We start from the raw sequence: 19,835 nt of genomic DNA on the forward strand, positions 1-19,835 counted from the left end.
TTGCAATTTGGTTTGCCACATACGATGAAACGTTCATAATATGAAGCTTTTAAAATATCTCCTGTATTCATGATTTTATTCTCAAGCATTTGCCGCCTTTTACTTAATTGTGAAATTCTTTGTCTTATTTTTGATAAATCTTCATTCATTTTCATTACCCTTCCTATTTTTAAAGTATACTTACTTATATATTCGACATAAAGGCGTAAGATTCCTGCTAAAAAATGAAGAAAATCAAAAAAATTTGATTTTCTTTACCTTTTTTTATTCATATATTAGGGTTTTCAACTGTTTCAGGCTGCATTTTTCTTATAGCAACTTTAAAGTTTAATTTTTTATTTAGTAGTTATAAATATCTAAAAATAACATCAAATACTTAGGTGTATTTGATGGTGTTTATGTCAATTTTTAATCATAGTTATAAATTGTTACACCTTTTACAACCCTGTTAACACGCCCCTCAGGATTTGGGTTATCAGGCGTTATGCCCAGATTTAACGATTTATAAAATCCCAGCATCTGTGCATAAATAATGTACAAAGGTGTCAAAAATGCCTCTTCAAATTTACTAAAATCTTGTTTTAATCTAAATATATAATCTATACCATATAAAGATATGTTAGTAGGTAAAAATACCATTAATTTTCTCTTTCCAGGTTCATTTGCTATCTCATCTATTAAATCTAAGTCATACTTTTGTGTATAAATATTGTTTGAAACAAAGAATCCTATTAACGTAGTATCATTAATAGCAGATTTTGGTCCATGTCTAAATCCCAATGGTGTGTTTGAATTCGTATTAACATCGCCATGAGATAATTCCAAAGATTTCAGAGCAGCCTCGCTGGCACACCCTTTCAAATTGCCGCTACCTAAGTATATTAGTCTGTCATAGTTATTTTTGGATATTTCCTCTATTATTTTGGAGTCTTCCTTTATTATTCTTTCAGCCTCATCTGCTAATTTCTCAAATATATCTTTTTCATTCTCAATCTCTTCAATATGTGGTAGCATTAAGTCAGTCAAAAGCATAGATGTGAAGCTGCTCGTCATAGCAAAGCCGTCATCATTAGATTCTTCTGGCATAAAAATATTTAAACAATTTTTCTTATCAATTGTACCTTTCGCCATTTTTCCATCTCTATTGCATGTTATATTCAAAAAATAAACATCCTTTATAATTTTTTCTGCCAACTCTATTGTAGCCAAGCTTTCCGGACTATCGCCAGATCTTCCATGCGATATAAGAAGAGTTGGTTTATCTTCAAAGAAGAAATTTTGAGGTGCAGCAACAATATCCGTTGTATCAATGGCCTCTACATCCATCTTAAGTTTTCTTCTTAAATAACCTTCGCTGCTATCCCCGACAAAAGCTGATGTTCCTGCACCAGTTAAAATAATTTTTAAATCTTTTTTTGACAATATTGGATTTAAAAATTCAACAATTTTACTCTTTTGCTTTAATAAAATGTCATAAAGTTCCCTCCACACTCGAGGTTGCTGCTCTATTTCTTTTGCCGTCGCATAACCTTTTTTCTCTTTTAATTCTTCTTCACTTAGCCTAAGTAACATTTTAATTCCTCCTAATCTATAAACTATAATTTTCACCAAATGTATGTTTTAGCATGTCGCTGGTATTTAATGTAATCGTCAATATCATGCTTTGCCACCACAGCCAAAAAGCTTTATTTTTTCTTTTACCACTTCTTCTACACTTTTCTCACCGGGTGCAAGGTATTTCCTTGGATCACTTTCACTGGGATTATTTTCAAAGACTTCTTTTATTGCATTTGCAAAAGGTATCTTTAATTCTGTGGCTATATTTAATTTGTTTATGCCAAGCTCTATTGCCTTTCTTACTAAATCATCAGGCACACCTGATGCACCGTGTAATACCAACGGAATATCTATTAAGCTTCTTATTTCTTTTAATCTGTCAAAATCTAGTCTTACTTCTCCTTTGTATAGACCATGTGCCGTACCAATAGCTATTGCCAGTGAGTCAACTCCCGTCTTTTCCACAAAATCTACTGCCATTTTCGGATCTGTAAAGGCATTTGCATCTTCATTTACGTACATATCGTCTTCTACCCCTACTATATTACCAAGTTCTGCTTCTACAGTAACGCCTGCTGCATGAGCTATTTCAACTACTTTTTTGGTAGCGGCAACATTTTGCTCGTAAGGAAGCATTGACCCATCAAACATAGCAGAAGTGTACCCTACCCTTAAGCACCTTACAACAATGTCAAAAGAATTTCCGTGGTCTAAATGTAGTGCTATTGGTATGTCATATTTCTCAGATGCCACTTTTGCAATTGCTGCTATATAATCTTCTCCTGCATGCTTAATTGTTCCTGGTGTTGTCTGTAAAATTAACGGTGAATTCATCTCAAAAGCAGCTTTTACAACAGCTTTTAATGTTTCGAGGTTGTGTATGTTAAATGCACCTACTGCATATCCATTTAATTTCGCGTCATTTAGCATTTTTTCTGTATTAACTAATGCCATTCATCTAACCCCCTATAATATAGTGTAATAAATCTAATGGTTTATTGCATATTTTTATATTTTTATCATCGAAGTTATCTCTTCGATCGACTTCTCCCCAATTAGCCAGTATAAAATCCATATTGCAGCCTTTCGCACATCCGTAATCATAATGTGTATCACCAACATATACTGCTTCATCTGGATTTGTATTAAGCTCTTTTAATGCTTTTAACAATTGATCAGGGTATGGCTTTGGCCTTAAGCTTTCATCATATGTCACTATTAAATCAAAATGATGTAAAATTTCATTCAGCATAATGTCTTCTTTTACTTCAAAATCATATCTTGAAGTAACAATTCCTAATTTAATATTTTTATTTTTTAAGGAATTAAGAGTCTCTTCTATTTGAGGGTATATCCTCACTTCATTTATAAGTTTTTGAATTTGTTCATTCCAAACTCTAAGTGTTGCATCAATATTCTCAATGCCAAGTTTGTGCAGAGTATGCTTACCAGGAAGTCCTACAGCAAAATTCAGTTCATTCCTGCTGTAATCTCTGTTGTAAAGTTCTTTCATAGTTATCTTTAACGCTTCAATAGTAACTTTCTCAGTGTCTACTAATGTTCCATCAACATCAAATAATACACATTTTTTTTGATGCATGTAATCACTTCCAATCAAAATCATCAAATTTATATATTAAAATATGACTATAAATCATTTTATTTAGCATCTTTTACGTATCCAAATAAAAATTTACTGGAAATTTCACAAAATTTAATGAAGTTATTTAGGAGCAGAGGTTCTAAAATATCCATTTCCCTGCTCCCATTCCTAAACATTCCTAAATCAAATCCCATCTTCTATTTCTTGAACATTTTTCACTTGACTTACTGCAATTTTTTTAAATCGAATTGTTGAATTTTTACTAGCATTAACAATAAATTCAGCTAGTTCATCCAAACTCAATGTGTCATTTTGAAATATCGCTTCTAACAACGAGCTTAAATTGCATCCTGCTACCAACTCCATATTGTCATTAAAATTAGCAATGCTGGCAGCCACTTTAAATGGAGTTCCTCCTGCGATATCGCAAACAAATAATATTGGCTTATCAATAATCTCATTTATCACATTGTGTATCTTTTCTTTTAAAGTTATATCAGAGTCATCTTCTGTAAAATCTATAGCAAATAAATGATTATTTATACCAGCTATCAAATCTATTGAACTTTTCACACCTGTTGCATAATTTCCGTGTCCAATTAATATGATATTTTTTTTCATATTACAGAACCCCCATAAATGATAGTAAGATAGCTAGTATAAATGTTGTTAAAATAAGCATTACCGGACTTACATTTTTCTTTTTTAGAAGATAAAATATCAACAACGTATACCCTAATGGCAATATATTAGGAAAAATTTTGTCAAAAAAGTCTGTCTGTAAAGATACAGCATGTTTAGCATTTATAGCAATCTTACTTACAACATTTATATGAACATAAGATGCTATTAAACCTCCGATAACAGTTATGCCTAATATTGATGCAGCTTTAGAAATAATTTGTGAATTAGTCTTAATTAAATCGATCGCTTTTGTACCCAAATTATAGCCTAAATGTGTCCATACTATCCTCAATAAAAATATTGTCAGATACACAGAGAAAAACAATATTGGCCCCAATGCATTCCCCTGCATGGCAAATGAAGAACAAATACCTGCAACTATCGGCAAAATTGTGAACCAAAATATTGCATCACCAATTCCAGCTAATGGTCCAAATAAAGCGACTTTTAACCCCTTAATGATAGCCCTATCTTCACGATTTTCTTCCAATGATAAAAGTAATCCCATTAAAAATCCAACAAAATTTGGATGTGTATTTATAAATTCTAAATCGTCCGTCATTGCTTCTGATAAACCTTTTTTATCATTCTTGTAAATCTTTTTTAAAAAAGGCAATTGTGCAACTGTAAAACCGCCGGCTTGCATTCTTTCATAGTTAAAACTAGCCTGCAAAAAAGAGGATAGAAGTCCTAGTTTGGTTATGTCTTTTTTAGTCAACACTTTTTTAGATTCCTTCATTATAATCATCTCCATTCATTGCCATCATTTCATTATTGACTAATTTATTTTTAGAATTGAAGTATTCATATATTGCTAAAGCTGCACCAATCACAGCCACTGGAAGTAAATTTGAAAAAGGTATAAATGATGCTATGAAAAATCCTACAATGAAATATGGTACATATTGACCTTTCATCATTACTTTTAAAAGCATTCCAAAACCAACAGCCGGCAATATACCTCCTGCTATTTCAAAACCATGTCCTAACCATACTGGCATAGATTTAACTAGTATCTTCATCAAGTCTTGAGCAACATACACACTTAAGAACACAACTATTCCATAAGTAATTGCAACAATCGCTGTTGTCAAAATATTCAACTTAACAAGGCCACTAGTATTGGCTTCTTCAGCGTATTTATCAGCTTTTGGCATAAAGAATGAAAAACTTGAATAATAAAATAATATTATATACTGCATTAGAAAGCTAAACGGTAATGCTAATCCAATTGCTGTCTTTGGATCAGTTCCAGTAGTATATGCGATTACAGTTGTCATTATTCCTGCTAAAATAGGATTTGGTGGTTGCGTTCCACCAGCAGGAGTTAATCCGGCAAAAGCTAATTCAGTAAGACCACCTGCAATTAACCCTGTCTGTAAATCACCAAGTATCAACCCCGTCAGTGTTCCTACTATAATTGGTCTAAATAAAAACAATGCCTCCAGCCAAAAATCAATACCAACTATGATCGCTAGAATTGCCAGCAACAATCCCTGTATTAATGTTATACTATGCATAAATCATTACCTCCTCAATCAATATATTCTTTTCTATCACTAGGGACATCCTGTATATAAAGGTTTACCCCCTTTTCCTTAATATAACGCAAGTCATCCATATCTTTGTCATCTACATAAACTTTTTTGCTGATTTGGCGTTTACCTTGCGAAAAATGCATATTACCTACATTTACCTCTTTTATTGGTACACCACCATCAATTAATTTTCTAACTATTTCAGGTGTCTTGCAGACAATAAATATCTTTTGAGTTGGTGCAGCTTTATGAATTACATTTATTGTTTGATCCACTGAAAAAAATCTAATTCCAACACCTGATGCTTGAGCAGTAACAGCCATTAATTCTTGTTGAAGTGGATCTTTTGCAACTTCATCATCAACAACAACAATTAAATTTGCACCTAAAGATGTAGTCCATGTGACACCTACTTGACCGTGAACCAATCTGTTGTCTATACGCGCTAATAAAATATTTGGCACTGGCATCCTCTTCCCTCCTCTCTTTAAAAGATTTTACTTTATATAATGCAAAAAGCATGCCAAGCAGTGTAAAACTGCTAGACATGCTTTTTACCAGTCTTTTCAATAAACGAATTCATAGTTTTTGTAAATAATTATGACACTATACCTTTGAAAATAATCATTAAGTATACTGTCAATTACACTATTTAGAACTTCTATGACGGCAATCCTAAAAAACCTAAATTATAGCCTATAATGCCTAAAATCATAAGCCCAATAATGCAAAATATTGCAGGAACTTTCTTCCTAAGAAGCCAATATATCAGAAAAGTTAATATAAGTGGTAACAAATTTGGCATTATAGTATCTAATTGTTGTTGTGCCGTAACAACAACCACTTTACCATCAATTGAATAAGAGTATAACTTAATTGGCACATTGATTATCGTCCATTTAGCTACTAATCCACCCATTACAACATAAGCCAAAACAGCAACTGTCTTCATTATTTTAGGCAATATTTCTTTCATAGATGCAATCATATTTATACCTTTATAATATGGGATCACTAGTCCATAATATCTCATAATTAATCTTATAGCATTTATGCTAACAAAAAATATTACGGGCCCTAACAAGTTTCCACTGAGACCCATCCCAGCACCTATAGCTCCAATCATAGGCCTTAATATTCCCCAGAATATCGGATCTCCTAAACCTGCTAACGGTCCCATCAAAGCTACTTTTATTCCCGTAATCGTTTCATCATTAATTTTTTCTTCATTTGCTACGGCTTCTTCCATCGCAGCATTTACTCCTAAAACTATCGGTACCGTGAATTGATGAGTATTGAAATATTCCATATGCCTTTTTAAAGCTCCAGACAAACTCTCTTTTGTCTTATACAGTTTTTTTAAAACAGGAATGATACTGTAACAATAACATAAATTTTGCATTCTTTCATAATTCCACGATATTTGATAAAACTGCATTCTCCAAAATATCTTTAGAAGATCTTTGTGTTCTAGCTTTAATGGTTTATCCTTAATAACTGTTTCATCATTTATTTCATCTACAAATTTATCATCTGAATAATTTATAAAATTAGTTCTTCTTCTCCTGTGAGTATTTTTATTATCATCTTTTATGAAATAAAAATAAAAAATTGCCGCAAAACTAGCTCCCATTATTGCCAATCCAACTAAAGTCATTTTAGTAAAAGTCATAGTCAAAAATCCAATAAAGAAAAATGGCAGTAATTCATTAGCATTTAATAATTCCATAATCATAGCATAACCAACTACAACTAAAAAACCAGAAGAAATTTGCAAGCCAATTGTAATTGATTTAGGTAAATTATCTAATACAGCTTTTACGTGAGATGTATTAGCAAAATAAGCCACCATTAAAGATGGTATTGATACTCTTAATGCGCTAGGTATTGCAGTCAAAAAATGCATTGCAGTTATACCTTTTGTGCTACCTCTTTCAGCATATTTATCAGCCACATGCATTATAAATACATCGATAGTACTTTTTTGCACAATTTGCAATACTTGTCCAGCAACTGCAACTGGAACAGCTATACTTATAGCCACGCCAACATTTTGTTTTCCAACAATCGCCATTATTGCAGCAATAGCACCTGCAATGGCGGGATCAGGCGGAACAGATGCTCCAATTGTCATCCATCCTAATGCTATTAATTCCATTGAAGCACCTACTATAATACCAGTTTTTAAATCACCCAATGCCAAACCCACTAATGTAGATGCAATCAACGGTCTATGTGTTTGAAACTCTTCTGCTGCAGCACCTATACCTGAAATTGACGTGACAATAAACAGCAATATAAATTTCGTTATTGTCAATCGTCATTCCTCCTTCGATTGTAATAATGTTAAAATATTAATACTTCTGTCATTTGGAAGCATTCTCACATCTAAGGAAACATTTTTTTTAGCAATTTTTTTTAAAACCTCAATTTCACTTTCGTTTAGATAGACTGCGGTACTAATACGCTTTTTACCGGCTTTATAAGGTAATCCGCCAATATTAACTTTGCTAATGTTCCCTCCCTTTTCTAAAAACTCCAATATTTCGAAAGGATTGCTAAATATAATCATTAAATTTTCATATTTACTTTCTTCTTCATATATTTTGATAGCACCATCAACATCACAAAACAGCACCTCTATATCTTCAGGGACTGCCATCTCAATGAAAGTCTTTCGTATTTCATCTCTTACTACATTTTTATCAATAACAATTATTTCAGTTATATCTTCACTTGAACACCAGTTATTTACTACCTGTCCATGCACCAATCTTTCATCAAGGCGTACTACCTTCAACATTTTGTTACTCCTCCTAATCACAAAACTTATTAAGTCGTTCGTATAATTTTTCATGAACATCAACTATTCCATTTTTTCCTGCATTTTTTGCAATGCTAGATACAACTGATAATTTTTCATTTCTTCTCGATAAAATCTCCAAAATCATAGGCATATTAAAGCCTGTTATAACATTAACTTTATCATTTATTTCCAATGAACTTACATTATATGGGCTACCCCCTATAATATCAACAAATATCAATACTTCTTCAGTTTGTAACCTTTTTTTTGCTAAATCTATCTTTTTCCTTAAATCATCTATGCTTTCTCCAATTTTAAAATTAATTGTCTCAATTTTATCTTGTTCACCATATATCATTTTTAGTGACTCATATAATGCTTCAGCATATGGACCATGTGATACTAATATTATCCCAACCATTTTTTAATTTTGTACCTCCTCTTGAATTGAACAAACAATTGATTGCAAAAGTTATGCCATATCTTGTTATTTTTAAATAGCCAAATCATTAATTTTCTGATGTATTATATCATATATAAAACCTATTTCCGATGTTGGTATTTGTACTTTGTAAATATCTTCTATTACACTAAAAGAAGATCGAATCAAATTTATAAACTGTCTATGATGCTTTTCAAACTCATTTAAATTACTGTAAGACATAATTGGATCTTTCATAATTAACCTTTCAATAAGGCAACTTATGTGTATATACAATCCTATCTTTAAATCGTTTGAAAATTTAAAGCCCAAACTTATCTCCAAATCTGAAATAGCTTTTTCAACCTGATCAATTATTTTATCAGGATTTAATATAGTTAAATAATTTAACACATTTTGAAGCGAAAAAAGCTTAACTATAAGCTGGTTAACCCGTTCTATTTTTTTAATGTCCGTCAGATCTTTTAATACTTTATTAAATACAATATCACCGCGTCCTGTAATCAAATCTTCCAAAGACATATATGGGACTTCTTTTATACCAGGATCAGCCGTTCCTATTATAAGTTTTATATTGTAATTTTTGAATATCTCATCTTTAAATCCATTACCTTTAAGCCTATCATAATCATATGCAATTATTTCAATACCATCATTTGCTAAGCATTCATTCAAAAGATCTTTTATCTTTACGGCTGTTCCAATTCCTGTCATACACGTTGTTATAATACCGCTCTTTTTGTTTTTATTTGATTTTATATATTTGTAAGTGCTATTATTTTTCTTAACAGACTCTACAACAATTTGTTCTAAAGATTGCCCTTGAATAATCCTACTACCCACATCTAATGCAAGTTGAGTCGTAATATTATTAATTATACCTATATCTCCATCTACTACATTAATCAAAGACTTGTATATATCTTCTAGCGAACCCATATCGACTAATATGATAATACCTTTTGAAGTATCGATATTTTTTAAATAACTTTCAACCTTTAACATAATATCTTGTGTTGACATATCTATGGGCATATCAAATGATTCGAAGATAAAATACCCTAAAAGCCTATTTGCCACACTCGCTATACTACTTGCAGTAGAATAACCATGTGCAATTATTATCGAATTTATCATGCTTACATTATCATTTTTATTCATACTTTTAATATAAAGCGTAAAATAAACAACTGCTATTCGATCGAGTTTAGCATCCAGATTAACTTCGATAAGTTCAACCATTTTATTAGCTATTATAAATTCCTTTGGGAATGTGTTCTTTAAGGCATCTACTGTACTTTCAACTTTAGAAGCATATTTTTCAGATATATCCTCCAACAACTTGTTAGTAAAATGTGTCAATACAATTGCCGTATTACCGTAATATTTTATTCCATAATTATTTTCAATGATATTTAAAACATTATCTATTACACTTTTTATAGCATTAAAAAGCAAAGAATCTACACGGTTTTCATCATCACTAAAAACAATCGTATCAGAAAGCTGATTCAAATACATCAAAGATTCATTTTTTATTTTTTCTATATTTAAATTTTCGTTTTTAAATTTAACAAACAAATCTAATATCTTTTCTGTTATTTCACTTATAATCTTATCATTTTCTATGTCATCAGCAAAATATTTGTCTATTTTGTTTTGCGATATAAACATGCCATTAAATTGCGAATTCCCTTTCAAGATGTCATCAGCATCATATTGTATATCTCTTGGCAAATCATACAAGTGAATTCTCAATATACTGATTTTGTCTTTTAACATTTGACTATACGCTTGAGCACAACTGTATTTTATAACATTTATCATCTTGCCTATATTACCTGAAATATTTGCTCTAAGCAATGTGTTTAAGACTTGTTTACTTATTAATATATCCATTCCAAGATTCTTTGCTTCAATTTTATAAAAATTATATATTAATTGCAACTTCTCATGTAAAGGTCTATCACTAAGTGGTGGAATATTAACAACCAAGGGTATCCTTCTTAAGAAAGTTTTTATTAAAGTCCGTTCTGGATCTTCAGTTGTCGCAAATATAAACCTAACTTTTGATGTCCTCCAATTACCCGTTTCACCTAGTCTTCTAAATAAACCCTTATCCAAAAATAGAAATAATTTCTCTTGCCCTTCAGGCGGTAACCTGTGAACTTCGTCTAAAAAGAGATATCCACCATCAGCTTCTTCTAAAAGTCCACTTTTATCTTTATCAGCCCCAGTAAAAGCACCCTTTATATAACCAAATAAATTAGCTGACAATAATTCAGGATTATCAGCATATTCTGCGCAATTAAATATAATATAAGGGGCATTTCTATCAATGAAATTTATTGATTTTGCATATTCATATATAAGCTGAGCAATAAAACTTTTCCCAACACCTGTATGACCAATTAATAGAATAGGCAAACCATTTGGCGGATAAGATGCTGCAGATTTACAAAGTTTTACTTGTGTTTTAAGACTACCATTATATCCTATAAGCCTTATAAATGGATCTTCATTTGGCACTTTAACAATTGGCTCAGCATTTAATTTTTGCTTGCTAAGTAAATTTGATTGCTTTTCATAAAATTCTTTATCAATAAAATAAACTGGTCTTGTATTTATTTTGACGACCTTACCTTCCTTATGCAATTCATTTAAAAAATGACTAACAACATTTCTTTTGATATTTAACCTGGCAGCAATCTCTTCTGCAGTCAAACCCTTCTTTTTAGTTATATCAAGGTTATTTGACAGTTCTTTCAACTCAATAAAGATTTTCTCTTTGTTTTTCATTAAACCCAACCACCCTTAAAGTTTCAATAAAACGTTTTTATAATCAATGCCAAATTTACTTTCAAAGTTAATTCTATTATAAATTATAATTCCTCAACTATACTTAAAAACCCTAACATCTCTGTTAGGGTTAAATTTCTCAATTAAGAAACTTTTTTAACGTTAGCGGCTTGTGGCCCTTTTTCTGCCTCCACTATATCAAACTCAACTTCCTGTCCTTCCTCTAATGTCTTAAAACCATCTTGTTCAATTGCTGAGTAATGTACGAATACATCTGAACCTCCTTCTCTTTCTATGAAGCCATAACCTTTCTCAGCATTGAACCATTTTACTTTACCTCTTACCATTATATCTTCCTCCAAACATGATAAATAATTTACCTATTAATAATAGCACTGAAACATATACATTGTCAAATGTATTTTAATTTTTTGCTGTTTTTAAATACCTCACAATTTTGCTTAATGCTTCGCCTGCAGACTCCCTTATTACTACATCAGCTCTCCTGTCTTCAGGCGTTTCTGATTTATTGATGATTATAAGGTGCTTTACTAATCCAGGGAGAAAATTTACCGGTGATACTGTCAGTGAAGAGCCTATTACAATCATTAAGTCGCTGCTTTCCACCTCACGCCAAGCTTTTTCAAAGTCTTCAGGCATCGGATCTCCAAACATGACCACATCTGGTCTTAATATGCCGTTGCATTTGTCACATTTAGGTGGTATTTCTCCTTTCTCGACTTTTGAATTCAGTAAATCAATAGAAACTACTTCACCGCAGTTTATGCAGCTTCCGGTCCTTGTCTGGCCGTGAACTTCAAACACCTTGTGGGATCCCGCTTTTTGATGCAAGTTGTCTATGTTTTGAGTTATTACACAAGATATCAAGCCATCTTGTTCTAATTGAGCTAAAATATAATGTGCTTTATTTGGTTTCGCGTCTTTCATCGATAAAAGAATTTTAAAGCCGTTATTGTAAAATTTGACTGGATCGCTGTATAAAACTCTTGTGGACAAAGCCTCCATTGGGTCCATCTTTTCCCATAGCCCAGTTCCCGGGCTTCTAAAATCAGGAATGCCGCTTTCAGTTGATATACCTGCACCTGTTAATACGACAGTCTTTCCAGATCCTTCAATTAATTCTGCCGCCTTTTCATATATATTTTCATTGTCAATCATTTCTATCACCTCTCAAATACAAGTATATCACTTAAGCTTGAATTTGCATCACGAAGTTTTATTTTTTTTTCTCTTTTTGACAATTGCACCAATCTTACCAGTTTCTTGAGCAGTTAAATTTGACCAGCCTACTTTGTATGCTTTTTCCAACAATCCTAATTCTTTTGCAGCTTCCAGTTTAAGTTTTTCATTCACAATATCAACTCCTAATTATTTTTTTTAAATTCATTGACAGATATCTTTCTACATGACGATGCATCAATTATGTAGTCCATATTTTTAAACAGGTAAACCGGCTGGATTTTACCTTCATTGCTGTAAATATAGTAAAGAATCGGTTTTTCATCTAAAAATATATTTTTTACTACATTTTTATCTACAATTTTTTTACAAGGCTTTTCTGCATCATCCCAATTTATAGAGACATTTATTATTTTACCATCTTTGTCTGTTTTAATTCTTAAATAATTATCCATAACTATTGCATTATTGTAGATTCGGTAAAACAAATACGTTTTTTCATTGCCATATATTAAAGGATTTTTTATTAGTGCAAGACTATACGTCTTTTCACTAAAAATACCTTTGACATAATCAATAACTCTATCTATATCACCTTCAGTATCAAACAATCCATCATTGTTGGAAATGTCTATATTTTCGCTAACTGCTTTTCCACTTTCTTCATCAACAGCTACGCTTGCATTAGCGATTAAGTCTTCATCTGTGCGGTTCATATTAAACGTATATGCTGTTTTACCGGTCAAAGAATATTTGTCTATTTTCTTGCTGCTTAAAATGTTTAAATCATTTATTCTTAAGTTCGAAATTTCCTTTTTTGCAATTTCCAGCGCTTCCTCATATGACACAATTTTATTGAAACTTTTTAATTCTGTTGAATTGCCTTTTATATAAACAATGTCATTATAAAGTTCGTCTCCATTATAGTCTACAGCCTTACCATTTATGGCATTTATTCCTAAAAAGTTATAATCGATGTTAGATATATAGTACAACCCGTATTTTGGAAAATCACTATCGTTATTTTTTAAGTATACGAGAACAGGATCAAACTTATCTTTAAATATTTTTGCCGCCTCATTTGCATCCAATATTTCCTTTTTTTTATTATATAAAGACTCATCTAACCATTTTGCTTTTAATTTCAATATATCTCCACTTTTAGAGTCGATATATACATAAGCATTAGAATTATAAACTAGCACATTAGATATTGTATTTTTAAACAATAATTTATAAATTGTTGGTTTTTTCAAAGCATCGTCAAGATATGTTTCGTCTTTAATAGTTGATATGTATGCAAATTTCTCATTAAACAAATTTTCAAGTAATTTCTCCCCTATAGTTATTGCATCATCCACACTTATATTTGATTCTAAACTTTCTCCTAAAGAATAGCCTAACGGATCAACATAATAATCAACACTTGTTATGTTGCCATTATTTATTGAAACATTCAGTGTTTTATATATATTTTTATTTTTCTTCATACTAATGATTAATGAACCATCATTATTTTTTTTGATGCTGTCCAGATGCATATCTTTTACAAAAGGCATTTTCTCTTTTATGAGATTCAAATATCTATTGGCATAATAGTCTGAAGCATACTCTGATAAACCAAATGCAAAGGAATTTGAGCTAAATGTAATGATTACCGCCAATAATAAAGATATCAAATTCTTTTTAAACATACATAGAATACCTCCTAGAAATTATTTCCATATATAGTATTCTATGTATTTTCTTAAAATCCTTTTTTTCTAATTAAAAAATCCGGAATAAATCCGGACTTTTTTATTTTTAAAGAGCAACAACTTCCTTTACTTCAGGTAGCTCCTCTTTTATTGCTCTTTCTATTCCTTCTTTTAATGTCATAACTGCAAACGGGCATCCGCCGCAAGCACCAGTCAATTTAACTTGAACAACACCGTCATCAGTAACGTCGATGAGTTCAACATCTCCGCCGTCTGCTTGAAGAGAAGGTCTTAAAAGATTTAAAACTTCTTCTACTCTTTCTTTCACAATATACCCTCCTTTATCTAAATCTAAGTTTATTATACCACGAAACTAAAAAAAAAGAAATAAAACATGTTCATGAATACGTTTTTGCATTGATATATTTTTTCTTATAATAATTTTTATTTTAACTGTTTAAGTGGTATTATATATTTGAAAGGAGATGGTACTATGTTATTTACACCATTAAAAATTAAAAGTGTAACAATAAAAAACAGGATTATGATGTCGCCAATGTGCCAATATTCTGCAGATACAGATGGATTGGCAAATAATTGGCATTTTGTCCATTATGTGACTAGAGCTATTGGCGGTGTAGGTTTGATTATGATGGAAGCCACAGCAGTTGAAAGCAGAGGAAGGATTACTGATAATGACTTAGGACTGTGGAATGATGAACAAATAGAGCCACTTAAAAAAATTGTAGATGAATGTAAAAAATACGGTGCTACAGTTGGAATACAACTGGCACACGCAGGCAGGAAGTCAGAAGTAACTGATGAAACGCCGGTAGCACCTTCAGCGATGAATTGGAGCAATGAATATAAGTTGCCACATGAACTTACAAAAGATGAAATCAAAGATATAACTATTAAATTCAAAGATGCAGCTAAGAGAGCTTTTAAAGCTGGATTTGATATAATTGAAATACATGCCGCCCATGGATATCTCATACATGAATTTTTATCTCCTCTTTCCAACAAGAGAAATGATGAATACGGCGGTTCTGTTGAAAATAGAGTGCGAATACTTAAAGAAGTCATAAAATCTGTAAAAGAAGTATGGCCAGATAATAAGCCGATATTTGTAAGGGTATCTGCTGACGATTATATTAACGGTGGCATAAATATTGATGAGATAATAAATATTCTATCACACATAAAGGATACAGGTGTAGACATTATAGATGTCAGCAGTGGCGGACTTTTAAATGCAAAAATCGATCTGTATCCTGGCTATCAAGTAAAATACTCAGAAAAGATAAAGGAAGAATTGGGGTTTAAAACAGCCACAGTTGGTCTTATAACAAAAGCAGAAATGGCAGAGCAACTCCTTAAAGATGAAAGGGCTGATTTAATAGCTTTAGGCCGTGAGCTGCTAAGAAACCCGTATTGGCCTCTATACGCAGCTCACGATCTAAAAGAAGATATTAAATGGCCAAAGCAGTATGAAAGAGGCAAATTCAGAGTTTAGCGACCAGCTCCACCTCCACCGGTGGAACCACCGCCAAAGCTTCCTCCTCCTCCGCCGATACTACCTCCTCCAAAGCCGCTTCCACCAAATCCTCCACCAAAGCCTCCGCCAAAGCCTCCGGGACCACCCCACCACCAATTGCGGCGGAAAGATGAAAAAATGAGTATTAAAATTATAAAAACTACAACTGAAATTATGCCTTTGACTTTATCATTATTATCATTATTTGGCTGAGGATATTCGTTTGTATCGACATTTTTTAAATCTATATTATACTCTTTGGCAACTAATGATGCAATTGCCTTGTATCCATCAACAATACCGCCAGAATAGTCTTTGTTATCCCACTTTGGCAGCACATAGTCATCCAGCACTCTTCCTGCTACAGAGTCAGGTATGGCACCTTCTAGCCCATAACCTACAGATATATATACTTTTCCGCTTAATCCTTCTAAAAGTCTTTTTTTATCTACTAAAAGCAGTACACCGTTGTTTTTGTCTTTCTGACCAATCCCCCAGCTTCTAAATAAATTTAGCGCATAGTCAGAAATTTGATAATTTCCGATGTCGTCAACAGTGACAACGATAATTTGAGCACCGCTTAAATCTTCTATTTCCTTTCCTATACTTCTAATTGTCTCAATATCACTTTGATTCATAAGCTTTGCATAATCGTAGACATAGTCGTATTGTGAAGGCTTCGGCGGTATTGATGCTGCAAAAATTTCAGTAAATATCAATAGAAATAAAATTGACAGCAAAAAGACTTTTCCATATTTTATCACTATTTAACCTCCCTATTTTGAAAAGTCCACTTTTGGAACTTCTGATGCTGAGGCTTGAGCCTTGAAGTACTGCTTTTCTGTAAAGCCAAACATCCTGGCGATAATCACATTTGGAAACTGCTTAATACTTGTATTGTACTGCTGTACAGCGTTGTTGTAGTCCATTCTTGCAACAGCAATCCTGTTTTCTGTACCTGCTAGCTCATCACTTAGCTGCCTAAAATTTTGATCCGCCTTTAATGTAGGATAATTTTCTGATATGGCAAGCAATCTTCCAAGTGCAGTTCCAAGCTCATCGTTGGCATTGGCTTTTTCCTGCACCGTATTTGCTGCAAGAAGCTTTTCTCTTGCCTTATTTACACTGTCAAATACAGCTTGTTCATGTGCTGCATATCCTTTAACCGTTTCAACAAGATTTGGTATTAAATCTGCTCTCCTTTGCAGTTGATTCTCAATCTGGCTCCATTTGCTATTGACATTCTCTTGCTGACTGACAAGAGAATTGTAGCTTGCAAAAAAATATACCACAAATATTACCACAACAGCTAATACTGCAAATAAAATAATTGATGATCTTTTCATATTTTGCTCTCCTTTCAATGATTTATATTTAACATTATATATATAAATATAAAAATAATGAAGCGATATGCATCATTCGCCTGCTATTTTTTTACTAACTATGTCTGCAACATCTTCTAAAAATCTTCTGTCATCGTCGTCAAAAGCACCTTTTTCATCACTGTCAATGTCAATTTCGCCTATTATTTCGTCGCCTACACGAATAGGTACGACTATTTCAGACTTTGTCTCTATACTGCAGGCAAGGTAATTTTCCTCTTTTGTAACATCATCAACAACGATAGTAGAATTTTCTGCAACTGCTCTACCGCATATCCCCTGGCCAACATTTATATTTACATGCTCTGTCGGCCGACCTATATAGGGACCAAGCTGAAGAAGCCCATCTTTCATAAAGTAAAAGCCTGTCCAGTTGTAATACGGTAGATTGCTATCTAGTATTTTCACTACCTCATGACAAAAATAGTCTAAATCATCTATCTCTCTTGATGCTTTTTCTACCATTGGAAGCAATCTTTCGAAAATGAGTTTTTTATCCACTAAAATCATCCTTCCTTAATTTCTTTGTCTGTATATAAAAAACCCGCATAAAGCAGGTCAATAGCTTAATTTTTTATTTTCTGGATCATTTAATACGCGCCTCATCATCCAATATGCCAATATCAGTATAAATGGTGTAGCTATCTGAGTCAAAGTGAAAAAGCCAATTCCAAGATGGTTGTTTAAATAAACAGGTAGAAACAAGGGATTTTCCCTCACTGTTTCTTCGATTAATCCCCTCATAAGTTGATAATAAAATATAAATGACCAAAACTGGTACCCATAAGGCATGTGCTTTCTCTCAATGTAGAAGTAACGTATTAAAAGAATAAGCCCCATTGCGACACCAACTAACTGTGCTGGCCACCTTCCAAAAGCAAAATCCGTCTGTCTCCCCAATACTTCCTGATTAAATATATTTCCTATTCTGACCAGCATATTTCCTATAGCCAGTCCAATAACGGCATAGTCTTCCAAAGGATTTATCCTGACATTTTTCTTGCGGCAATAATAAAGGCCTGCAAGAAATCCACCTAATATGGCACCATGCCATGAAAGACCGCCTTCATAGATCTTTAAAATTTGTATAGGGTCTTTGTAAAACCAATCTATGTCGTTTGCCAATACAAACATCAATCTTGCACCGACGATTCCTGATATAACTACAATCATCAGGAGATTCAACAAAAAATCTTCATCGTAATTAAGCTCTTTCGATTTTACGTACAAATAATAGGCACCCGCAGCTATCGATAAAGCCATAAATATCCCATACCAATGCACAGCAATAGGTCCTATTTTAAAAGCATAAGGGCTAAGAGATGGTATATACATAACTAACCTCCAAAACATGTTTATTTGCCATGATTTGATTATATTATTCTTTTTATATTAAGTCAACGTTTTGTTGAGTTTGCAAAGCGAATGAAACAAAAAATCACCCGCTATGGGGGTGGTTATAATTCATTTTGAGCCAATCTTTTTTGCTATAACCTGCCAAAATGATGGTGTTTCAAAACCTATTCTCCATATACATATTCCATGTATTCCATATTTTTTTGCAACATCAATTTTTTCTCCCATAGTAGTAGAGTTTTCAAACCACACCTGCCTCGTTACACCATAAGTACTATCATAATAGGTGTAGTATGGCTCTTGGTAAGTGTCACTCCACTGTATATTTACACCCTTTTGTTGAGCACTTTGAAGTATTGCTTTAGTTGGTGCAGAAAAGCCTCCTGATTTATTAGCAGGCCAATCATAGCCATACGTTGCAACACCAAGACATATCTGACTTGGTTTAAATCCCTCACTTAAAGCATCCTTAACATTGTTTTCTACCCACTGCTCAGGTGAAACCGGCCCTGGTGGTGATGAAGCATTATGCCTATCATAGGTCATCAATGTCACATGGTCCACCAGCGGAGCTAACTTATGGTAATCATATATTCCAGATATCTCAGGTGAGACCTGATAGTGCGGTATCACAGACATATCAAGAATTTTCCCTTCTTTTTTCATCATCATTCTGAAAGTGCCCATAAATGCCGTAAGATAGTCTTTATCCTGAACATAGTTTTTTGTTCCATGTGGTATGAATTCAAAATCTATATTATATCCGTCAAAACCATGTTTTCTCAATAGGCTTATAAGCTCATTCATTGTCTCAGTCTTAATTTTAGAATCAGTCAAGACGGAATCTTTGCTATCAGCCACGTTTACAAGCGGTATAACTTTTAGTCCATTTTTCTTAGCAAAGCTTAGCGCCTGTGGATTAGTGGAATCTTTTACTGTACCATCCCCTTGAACAGTTAGCCATAATGGCGACAAAGTGTCCATGTACTTCGCATATTTTACAAGCGAATTATATGAGTTATCGTATCCAGGTGAATCAACATAGAATCCAACAACATTTAAACTTTTTTTAGATGTAACCGGCTTTTTTACAGAGCTTTTGCAACCTGCCAATGATATAGTTGCAAGTACCATGATAAAAGCCAGTGTCAATATAAAATATCTTTTGAATTTTTTCATAAGATATAACCTCCTTATAAAACTTCCTGGTTATATCTTTTCTTAAAAACTA

The 19,835-nt window shown here is 32.6% G+C and carries 23 protein-coding genes; 1 reads left to right on the top strand and 22 read right to left on the bottom strand.

Annotation, left to right across the window (positions count from 1 at the left end; all coding sequences use genetic code 11):
- Positions 1 to 408: 408 nt before the first annotated feature.
- The 17 genes from J2Z80_RS12340 to J2Z80_RS12420 all read right to left on the bottom strand — a co-directional run bounded on the left by J2Z80_RS12340 (position 409) and on the right by J2Z80_RS12420 (position 14,654).
- On the bottom strand, positions 409 to 1,572 hold the full coding sequence (locus tag J2Z80_RS12340) for an SIS domain-containing protein (protein WP_209454657.1): 1,164 nt from the start codon (positions 1,570 to 1,572) through the stop codon (positions 409 to 411).
- Positions 1,573 to 1,656: 84 nt separating this feature from the next.
- The gene (gene fba, locus J2Z80_RS12345; protein ID WP_209454658.1) at positions 1,657 to 2,511 is read right to left on the bottom strand and encodes a class II fructose-1,6-bisphosphate aldolase; all 855 of its coding nucleotides are present in this window, start codon (positions 2,509 to 2,511) and stop codon (positions 1,657 to 1,659) included.
- A gap of 4 nt (positions 2,512 to 2,515) precedes the next feature.
- Positions 2,516 to 3,157, bottom strand: a complete 642-nt coding sequence (locus tag J2Z80_RS12350; protein ID WP_209454659.1) for an HAD family hydrolase — start codon at positions 3,155 to 3,157, stop codon at positions 2,516 to 2,518.
- Between the two features lie 59 nt (positions 3,158 to 3,216).
- Positions 3,217 to 3,354 carry a hypothetical protein gene (locus tag J2Z80_RS12355; protein ID WP_209454660.1) on the bottom strand — a complete coding sequence of 46 codons (138 nt, stop codon included), beginning with the start codon at positions 3,352 to 3,354 and terminating at the stop codon, positions 3,217 to 3,219.
- Entirely contained in the window at positions 3,344 to 3,781 is a 438-nt protein-coding gene (locus tag J2Z80_RS12360) for a PTS sugar transporter subunit IIA (protein WP_209454661.1), read from the bottom strand. Before J2Z80_RS12360 ends, J2Z80_RS12355 begins: the two co-directional genes overlap by 11 nt.
- 1 nt (position 3,782) lies before the next feature.
- On the bottom strand, positions 3,783 to 4,583 hold the full coding sequence (gene agaD, locus J2Z80_RS12365; RefSeq protein ID WP_209454662.1) for a PTS galactosamine transporter subunit IID: 801 nt from the start codon (positions 4,581 to 4,583) through the stop codon (positions 3,783 to 3,785).
- On the bottom strand, positions 4,570 to 5,364 hold the full coding sequence (gene agaC, locus J2Z80_RS12370; RefSeq protein WP_209454663.1) for a PTS galactosamine transporter subunit IIC: 795 nt from the start codon (positions 5,362 to 5,364) through the stop codon (positions 4,570 to 4,572). Before agaC ends, agaD begins: the two co-directional genes overlap by 14 nt.
- A gap of 14 nt (positions 5,365 to 5,378) precedes the next feature.
- On the bottom strand, positions 5,379 to 5,852 hold the full coding sequence (gene agaB / locus J2Z80_RS12375; protein WP_209454664.1) for a PTS galactosamine transporter subunit IIB: 474 nt from the start codon (positions 5,850 to 5,852) through the stop codon (positions 5,379 to 5,381).
- A gap of 191 nt (positions 5,853 to 6,043) precedes the next feature.
- A complete protein-coding gene (locus J2Z80_RS12380) occupies positions 6,044 to 7,699 on the bottom strand; it encodes a mannose/fructose/sorbose PTS transporter subunit IID (RefSeq protein WP_209454665.1) in 1,656 nt (551 codons plus the stop codon).
- 3 nt (positions 7,700 to 7,702) lie between these two features.
- Positions 7,703 to 8,185 (bottom strand): PTS sugar transporter subunit IIB, encoded by a 483-nt coding sequence (locus J2Z80_RS12385; protein ID WP_209454666.1) that lies wholly within the window; start codon positions 8,183 to 8,185, stop codon positions 7,703 to 7,705.
- Positions 8,186 to 8,198: 13 nt separating this feature from the next.
- Positions 8,199 to 8,609 carry a PTS sugar transporter subunit IIA gene (locus J2Z80_RS12390; RefSeq protein ID WP_209454667.1) on the bottom strand — a complete coding sequence of 137 codons (411 nt, stop codon included), beginning with the start codon at positions 8,607 to 8,609 and terminating at the stop codon, positions 8,199 to 8,201.
- Between the two features lie 72 nt (positions 8,610 to 8,681).
- Complete coding sequence (locus tag J2Z80_RS12395) at positions 8,682 to 11,429, bottom strand: sigma-54-dependent transcriptional regulator (protein ID WP_209454668.1); 2,748 nt, start codon at positions 11,427 to 11,429, stop codon at positions 8,682 to 8,684.
- 143 nt (positions 11,430 to 11,572) lie between these two features.
- Positions 11,573 to 11,776: a cold-shock protein gene (locus J2Z80_RS12400; RefSeq protein ID WP_013298441.1), complete on the bottom strand. Its 204-nt coding sequence runs from the start codon at positions 11,774 to 11,776 to the stop codon at positions 11,573 to 11,575.
- A gap of 76 nt (positions 11,777 to 11,852) precedes the next feature.
- A complete protein-coding gene (locus J2Z80_RS12405) occupies positions 11,853 to 12,608 on the bottom strand; it encodes an SIR2 family NAD-dependent protein deacylase (RefSeq protein WP_209454669.1) in 756 nt (251 codons plus the stop codon).
- Positions 12,609 to 12,656: 48 nt separating this feature from the next.
- The gene (locus J2Z80_RS12410) at positions 12,657 to 12,803 is read right to left on the bottom strand and encodes an alpha/beta-type small acid-soluble spore protein (protein WP_245301327.1); all 147 of its coding nucleotides are present in this window, start codon (positions 12,801 to 12,803) and stop codon (positions 12,657 to 12,659) included.
- A gap of 11 nt (positions 12,804 to 12,814) precedes the next feature.
- A complete protein-coding gene (locus J2Z80_RS12415; protein ID WP_209454670.1) occupies positions 12,815 to 14,323 on the bottom strand; it encodes a peptidase propeptide domain-containing protein in 1,509 nt (502 codons plus the stop codon).
- 109 nt (positions 14,324 to 14,432) lie between these two features.
- Positions 14,433 to 14,654 (bottom strand): NifU family protein, encoded by a 222-nt coding sequence (locus tag J2Z80_RS12420; RefSeq protein WP_013298445.1) that lies wholly within the window; start codon positions 14,652 to 14,654, stop codon positions 14,433 to 14,435.
- A 165-nt stretch (positions 14,655 to 14,819) separates the two neighbouring features.
- Between J2Z80_RS12420 and namA the strand changes: the two genes are divergently transcribed.
- Positions 14,820 to 15,842: an NADPH dehydrogenase NamA gene (gene namA / locus J2Z80_RS12425; RefSeq protein ID WP_209454671.1), complete on the top strand. Its 1,023-nt coding sequence runs from the start codon at positions 14,820 to 14,822 to the stop codon at positions 15,840 to 15,842.
- On the opposite strand, the gene J2Z80_RS12430 is transcribed toward namA, so the two are convergent.
- The 5 genes from J2Z80_RS12430 to J2Z80_RS12450 all read right to left on the bottom strand — a co-directional run bounded on the left by J2Z80_RS12430 (position 15,839) and on the right by J2Z80_RS12450 (position 19,783).
- Positions 15,839 to 16,627 (bottom strand): TPM domain-containing protein, encoded by a 789-nt coding sequence (locus J2Z80_RS12430; RefSeq protein WP_209454672.1) that lies wholly within the window; start codon positions 16,625 to 16,627, stop codon positions 15,839 to 15,841. The genes namA and J2Z80_RS12430 overlap by 4 nt on opposite strands.
- A gap of 12 nt (positions 16,628 to 16,639) precedes the next feature.
- The gene (locus J2Z80_RS12435) at positions 16,640 to 17,209 is read right to left on the bottom strand and encodes a LemA family protein (protein WP_209454673.1); all 570 of its coding nucleotides are present in this window, start codon (positions 17,207 to 17,209) and stop codon (positions 16,640 to 16,642) included.
- Positions 17,210 to 17,281: 72 nt separating this feature from the next.
- A complete protein-coding gene (locus J2Z80_RS12440) occupies positions 17,282 to 17,758 on the bottom strand; it encodes a GAF domain-containing protein (RefSeq protein ID WP_245301324.1) in 477 nt (158 codons plus the stop codon).
- A gap of 48 nt (positions 17,759 to 17,806) precedes the next feature.
- Positions 17,807 to 18,583, bottom strand: a complete 777-nt coding sequence (locus J2Z80_RS12445; RefSeq protein ID WP_209454675.1) for a prolipoprotein diacylglyceryl transferase — start codon at positions 18,581 to 18,583, stop codon at positions 17,807 to 17,809.
- Positions 18,584 to 18,712: 129 nt separating this feature from the next.
- Entirely contained in the window at positions 18,713 to 19,783 is a 1,071-nt protein-coding gene (locus J2Z80_RS12450; protein WP_209454676.1) for a glycosyl hydrolase family 18 protein, read from the bottom strand.
- Positions 19,784 to 19,835: the final 52 nt, after the last annotated feature.

Source organism: Thermoanaerobacterium butyriciformans (assembly GCF_017874545.1).
Classification (GTDB): Bacteria; Bacillota; Thermoanaerobacteria; order Thermoanaerobacterales; family Thermoanaerobacteraceae; genus Thermoanaerobacterium; species Thermoanaerobacterium butyriciformans.

Excerpts from the sequence above, each read along its gene's own strand:
- J2Z80_RS12340 (WP_209454657.1), bottom strand. The coding sequence starts at position 1,572 with ATGTTACTTAGGCTAAGTGAAGAAGAATTAAAAGAGAAAAAAGGTTAT.
- agaC (WP_209454663.1), bottom strand. The coding sequence starts at position 5,364 with ATGCATAGTATAACATTAATACAGGGATTGTTGCTGGCAATTCTAGCG.
- agaB (WP_209454664.1), bottom strand. The coding sequence starts at position 5,852 with ATGCCAGTGCCAAATATTTTATTAGCGCGTATAGACAACAGATTGGTT.
- J2Z80_RS12390 (WP_209454667.1), bottom strand. The coding sequence starts at position 8,609 with ATGGTTGGGATAATATTAGTATCACATGGTCCATATGCTGAAGCATTA.
- J2Z80_RS12450 (WP_209454676.1), bottom strand. The coding sequence starts at position 19,783 with ATGAAAAAATTCAAAAGATATTTTATATTGACACTGGCTTTTATCATG.
- namA (WP_209454671.1), top strand. The coding sequence starts at position 14,820 with ATGTTATTTACACCATTAAAAATTAAAAGTGTAACAATAAAAAACAGG.
- J2Z80_RS12360 (WP_209454661.1), bottom strand. The coding sequence starts at position 3,781 with ATGAAAAAAAATATCATATTAATTGGACACGGAAATTATGCAACAGGT.
- fba (WP_209454658.1), bottom strand. The coding sequence starts at position 2,511 with ATGGCATTAGTTAATACAGAAAAAATGCTAAATGACGCGAAATTAAAT.
- J2Z80_RS12385 (WP_209454666.1), bottom strand. The coding sequence starts at position 8,185 with ATGTTGAAGGTAGTACGCCTTGATGAAAGATTGGTGCATGGACAGGTA.
- J2Z80_RS12415 (WP_209454670.1), bottom strand. The coding sequence starts at position 14,323 with ATGTTTAAAAAGAATTTGATATCTTTATTATTGGCGGTAATCATTACA.
- J2Z80_RS12440 (WP_245301324.1), bottom strand. The coding sequence starts at position 17,758 with ATGATTTTAGTGGATAAAAAACTCATTTTCGAAAGATTGCTTCCAATG.
- J2Z80_RS12405 (WP_209454669.1), bottom strand. The coding sequence starts at position 12,608 with ATGATTGACAATGAAAATATATATGAAAAGGCGGCAGAATTAATTGAA.
- J2Z80_RS12400 (WP_013298441.1), bottom strand. The coding sequence starts at position 11,776 with ATGGTAAGAGGTAAAGTAAAATGGTTCAATGCTGAGAAAGGTTATGGC.
- J2Z80_RS12435 (WP_209454673.1), bottom strand. The coding sequence starts at position 17,209 with ATGAAAAGATCATCAATTATTTTATTTGCAGTATTAGCTGTTGTGGTA.
- agaD (WP_209454662.1), bottom strand. The coding sequence starts at position 4,583 with ATGAAGGAATCTAAAAAAGTGTTGACTAAAAAAGACATAACCAAACTA.
- J2Z80_RS12395 (WP_209454668.1), bottom strand. The coding sequence starts at position 11,429 with ATGAAAAACAAAGAGAAAATCTTTATTGAGTTGAAAGAACTGTCAAAT.
- J2Z80_RS12355 (WP_209454660.1), bottom strand. The coding sequence starts at position 3,354 with ATGGGATTTGATTTAGGAATGTTTAGGAATGGGAGCAGGGAAATGGAT.
- J2Z80_RS12445 (WP_209454675.1), bottom strand. The coding sequence starts at position 18,583 with ATGTATATACCATCTCTTAGCCCTTATGCTTTTAAAATAGGACCTATT.
- J2Z80_RS12350 (WP_209454659.1), bottom strand. The coding sequence starts at position 3,157 with ATGCATCAAAAAAAATGTGTATTATTTGATGTTGATGGAACATTAGTA.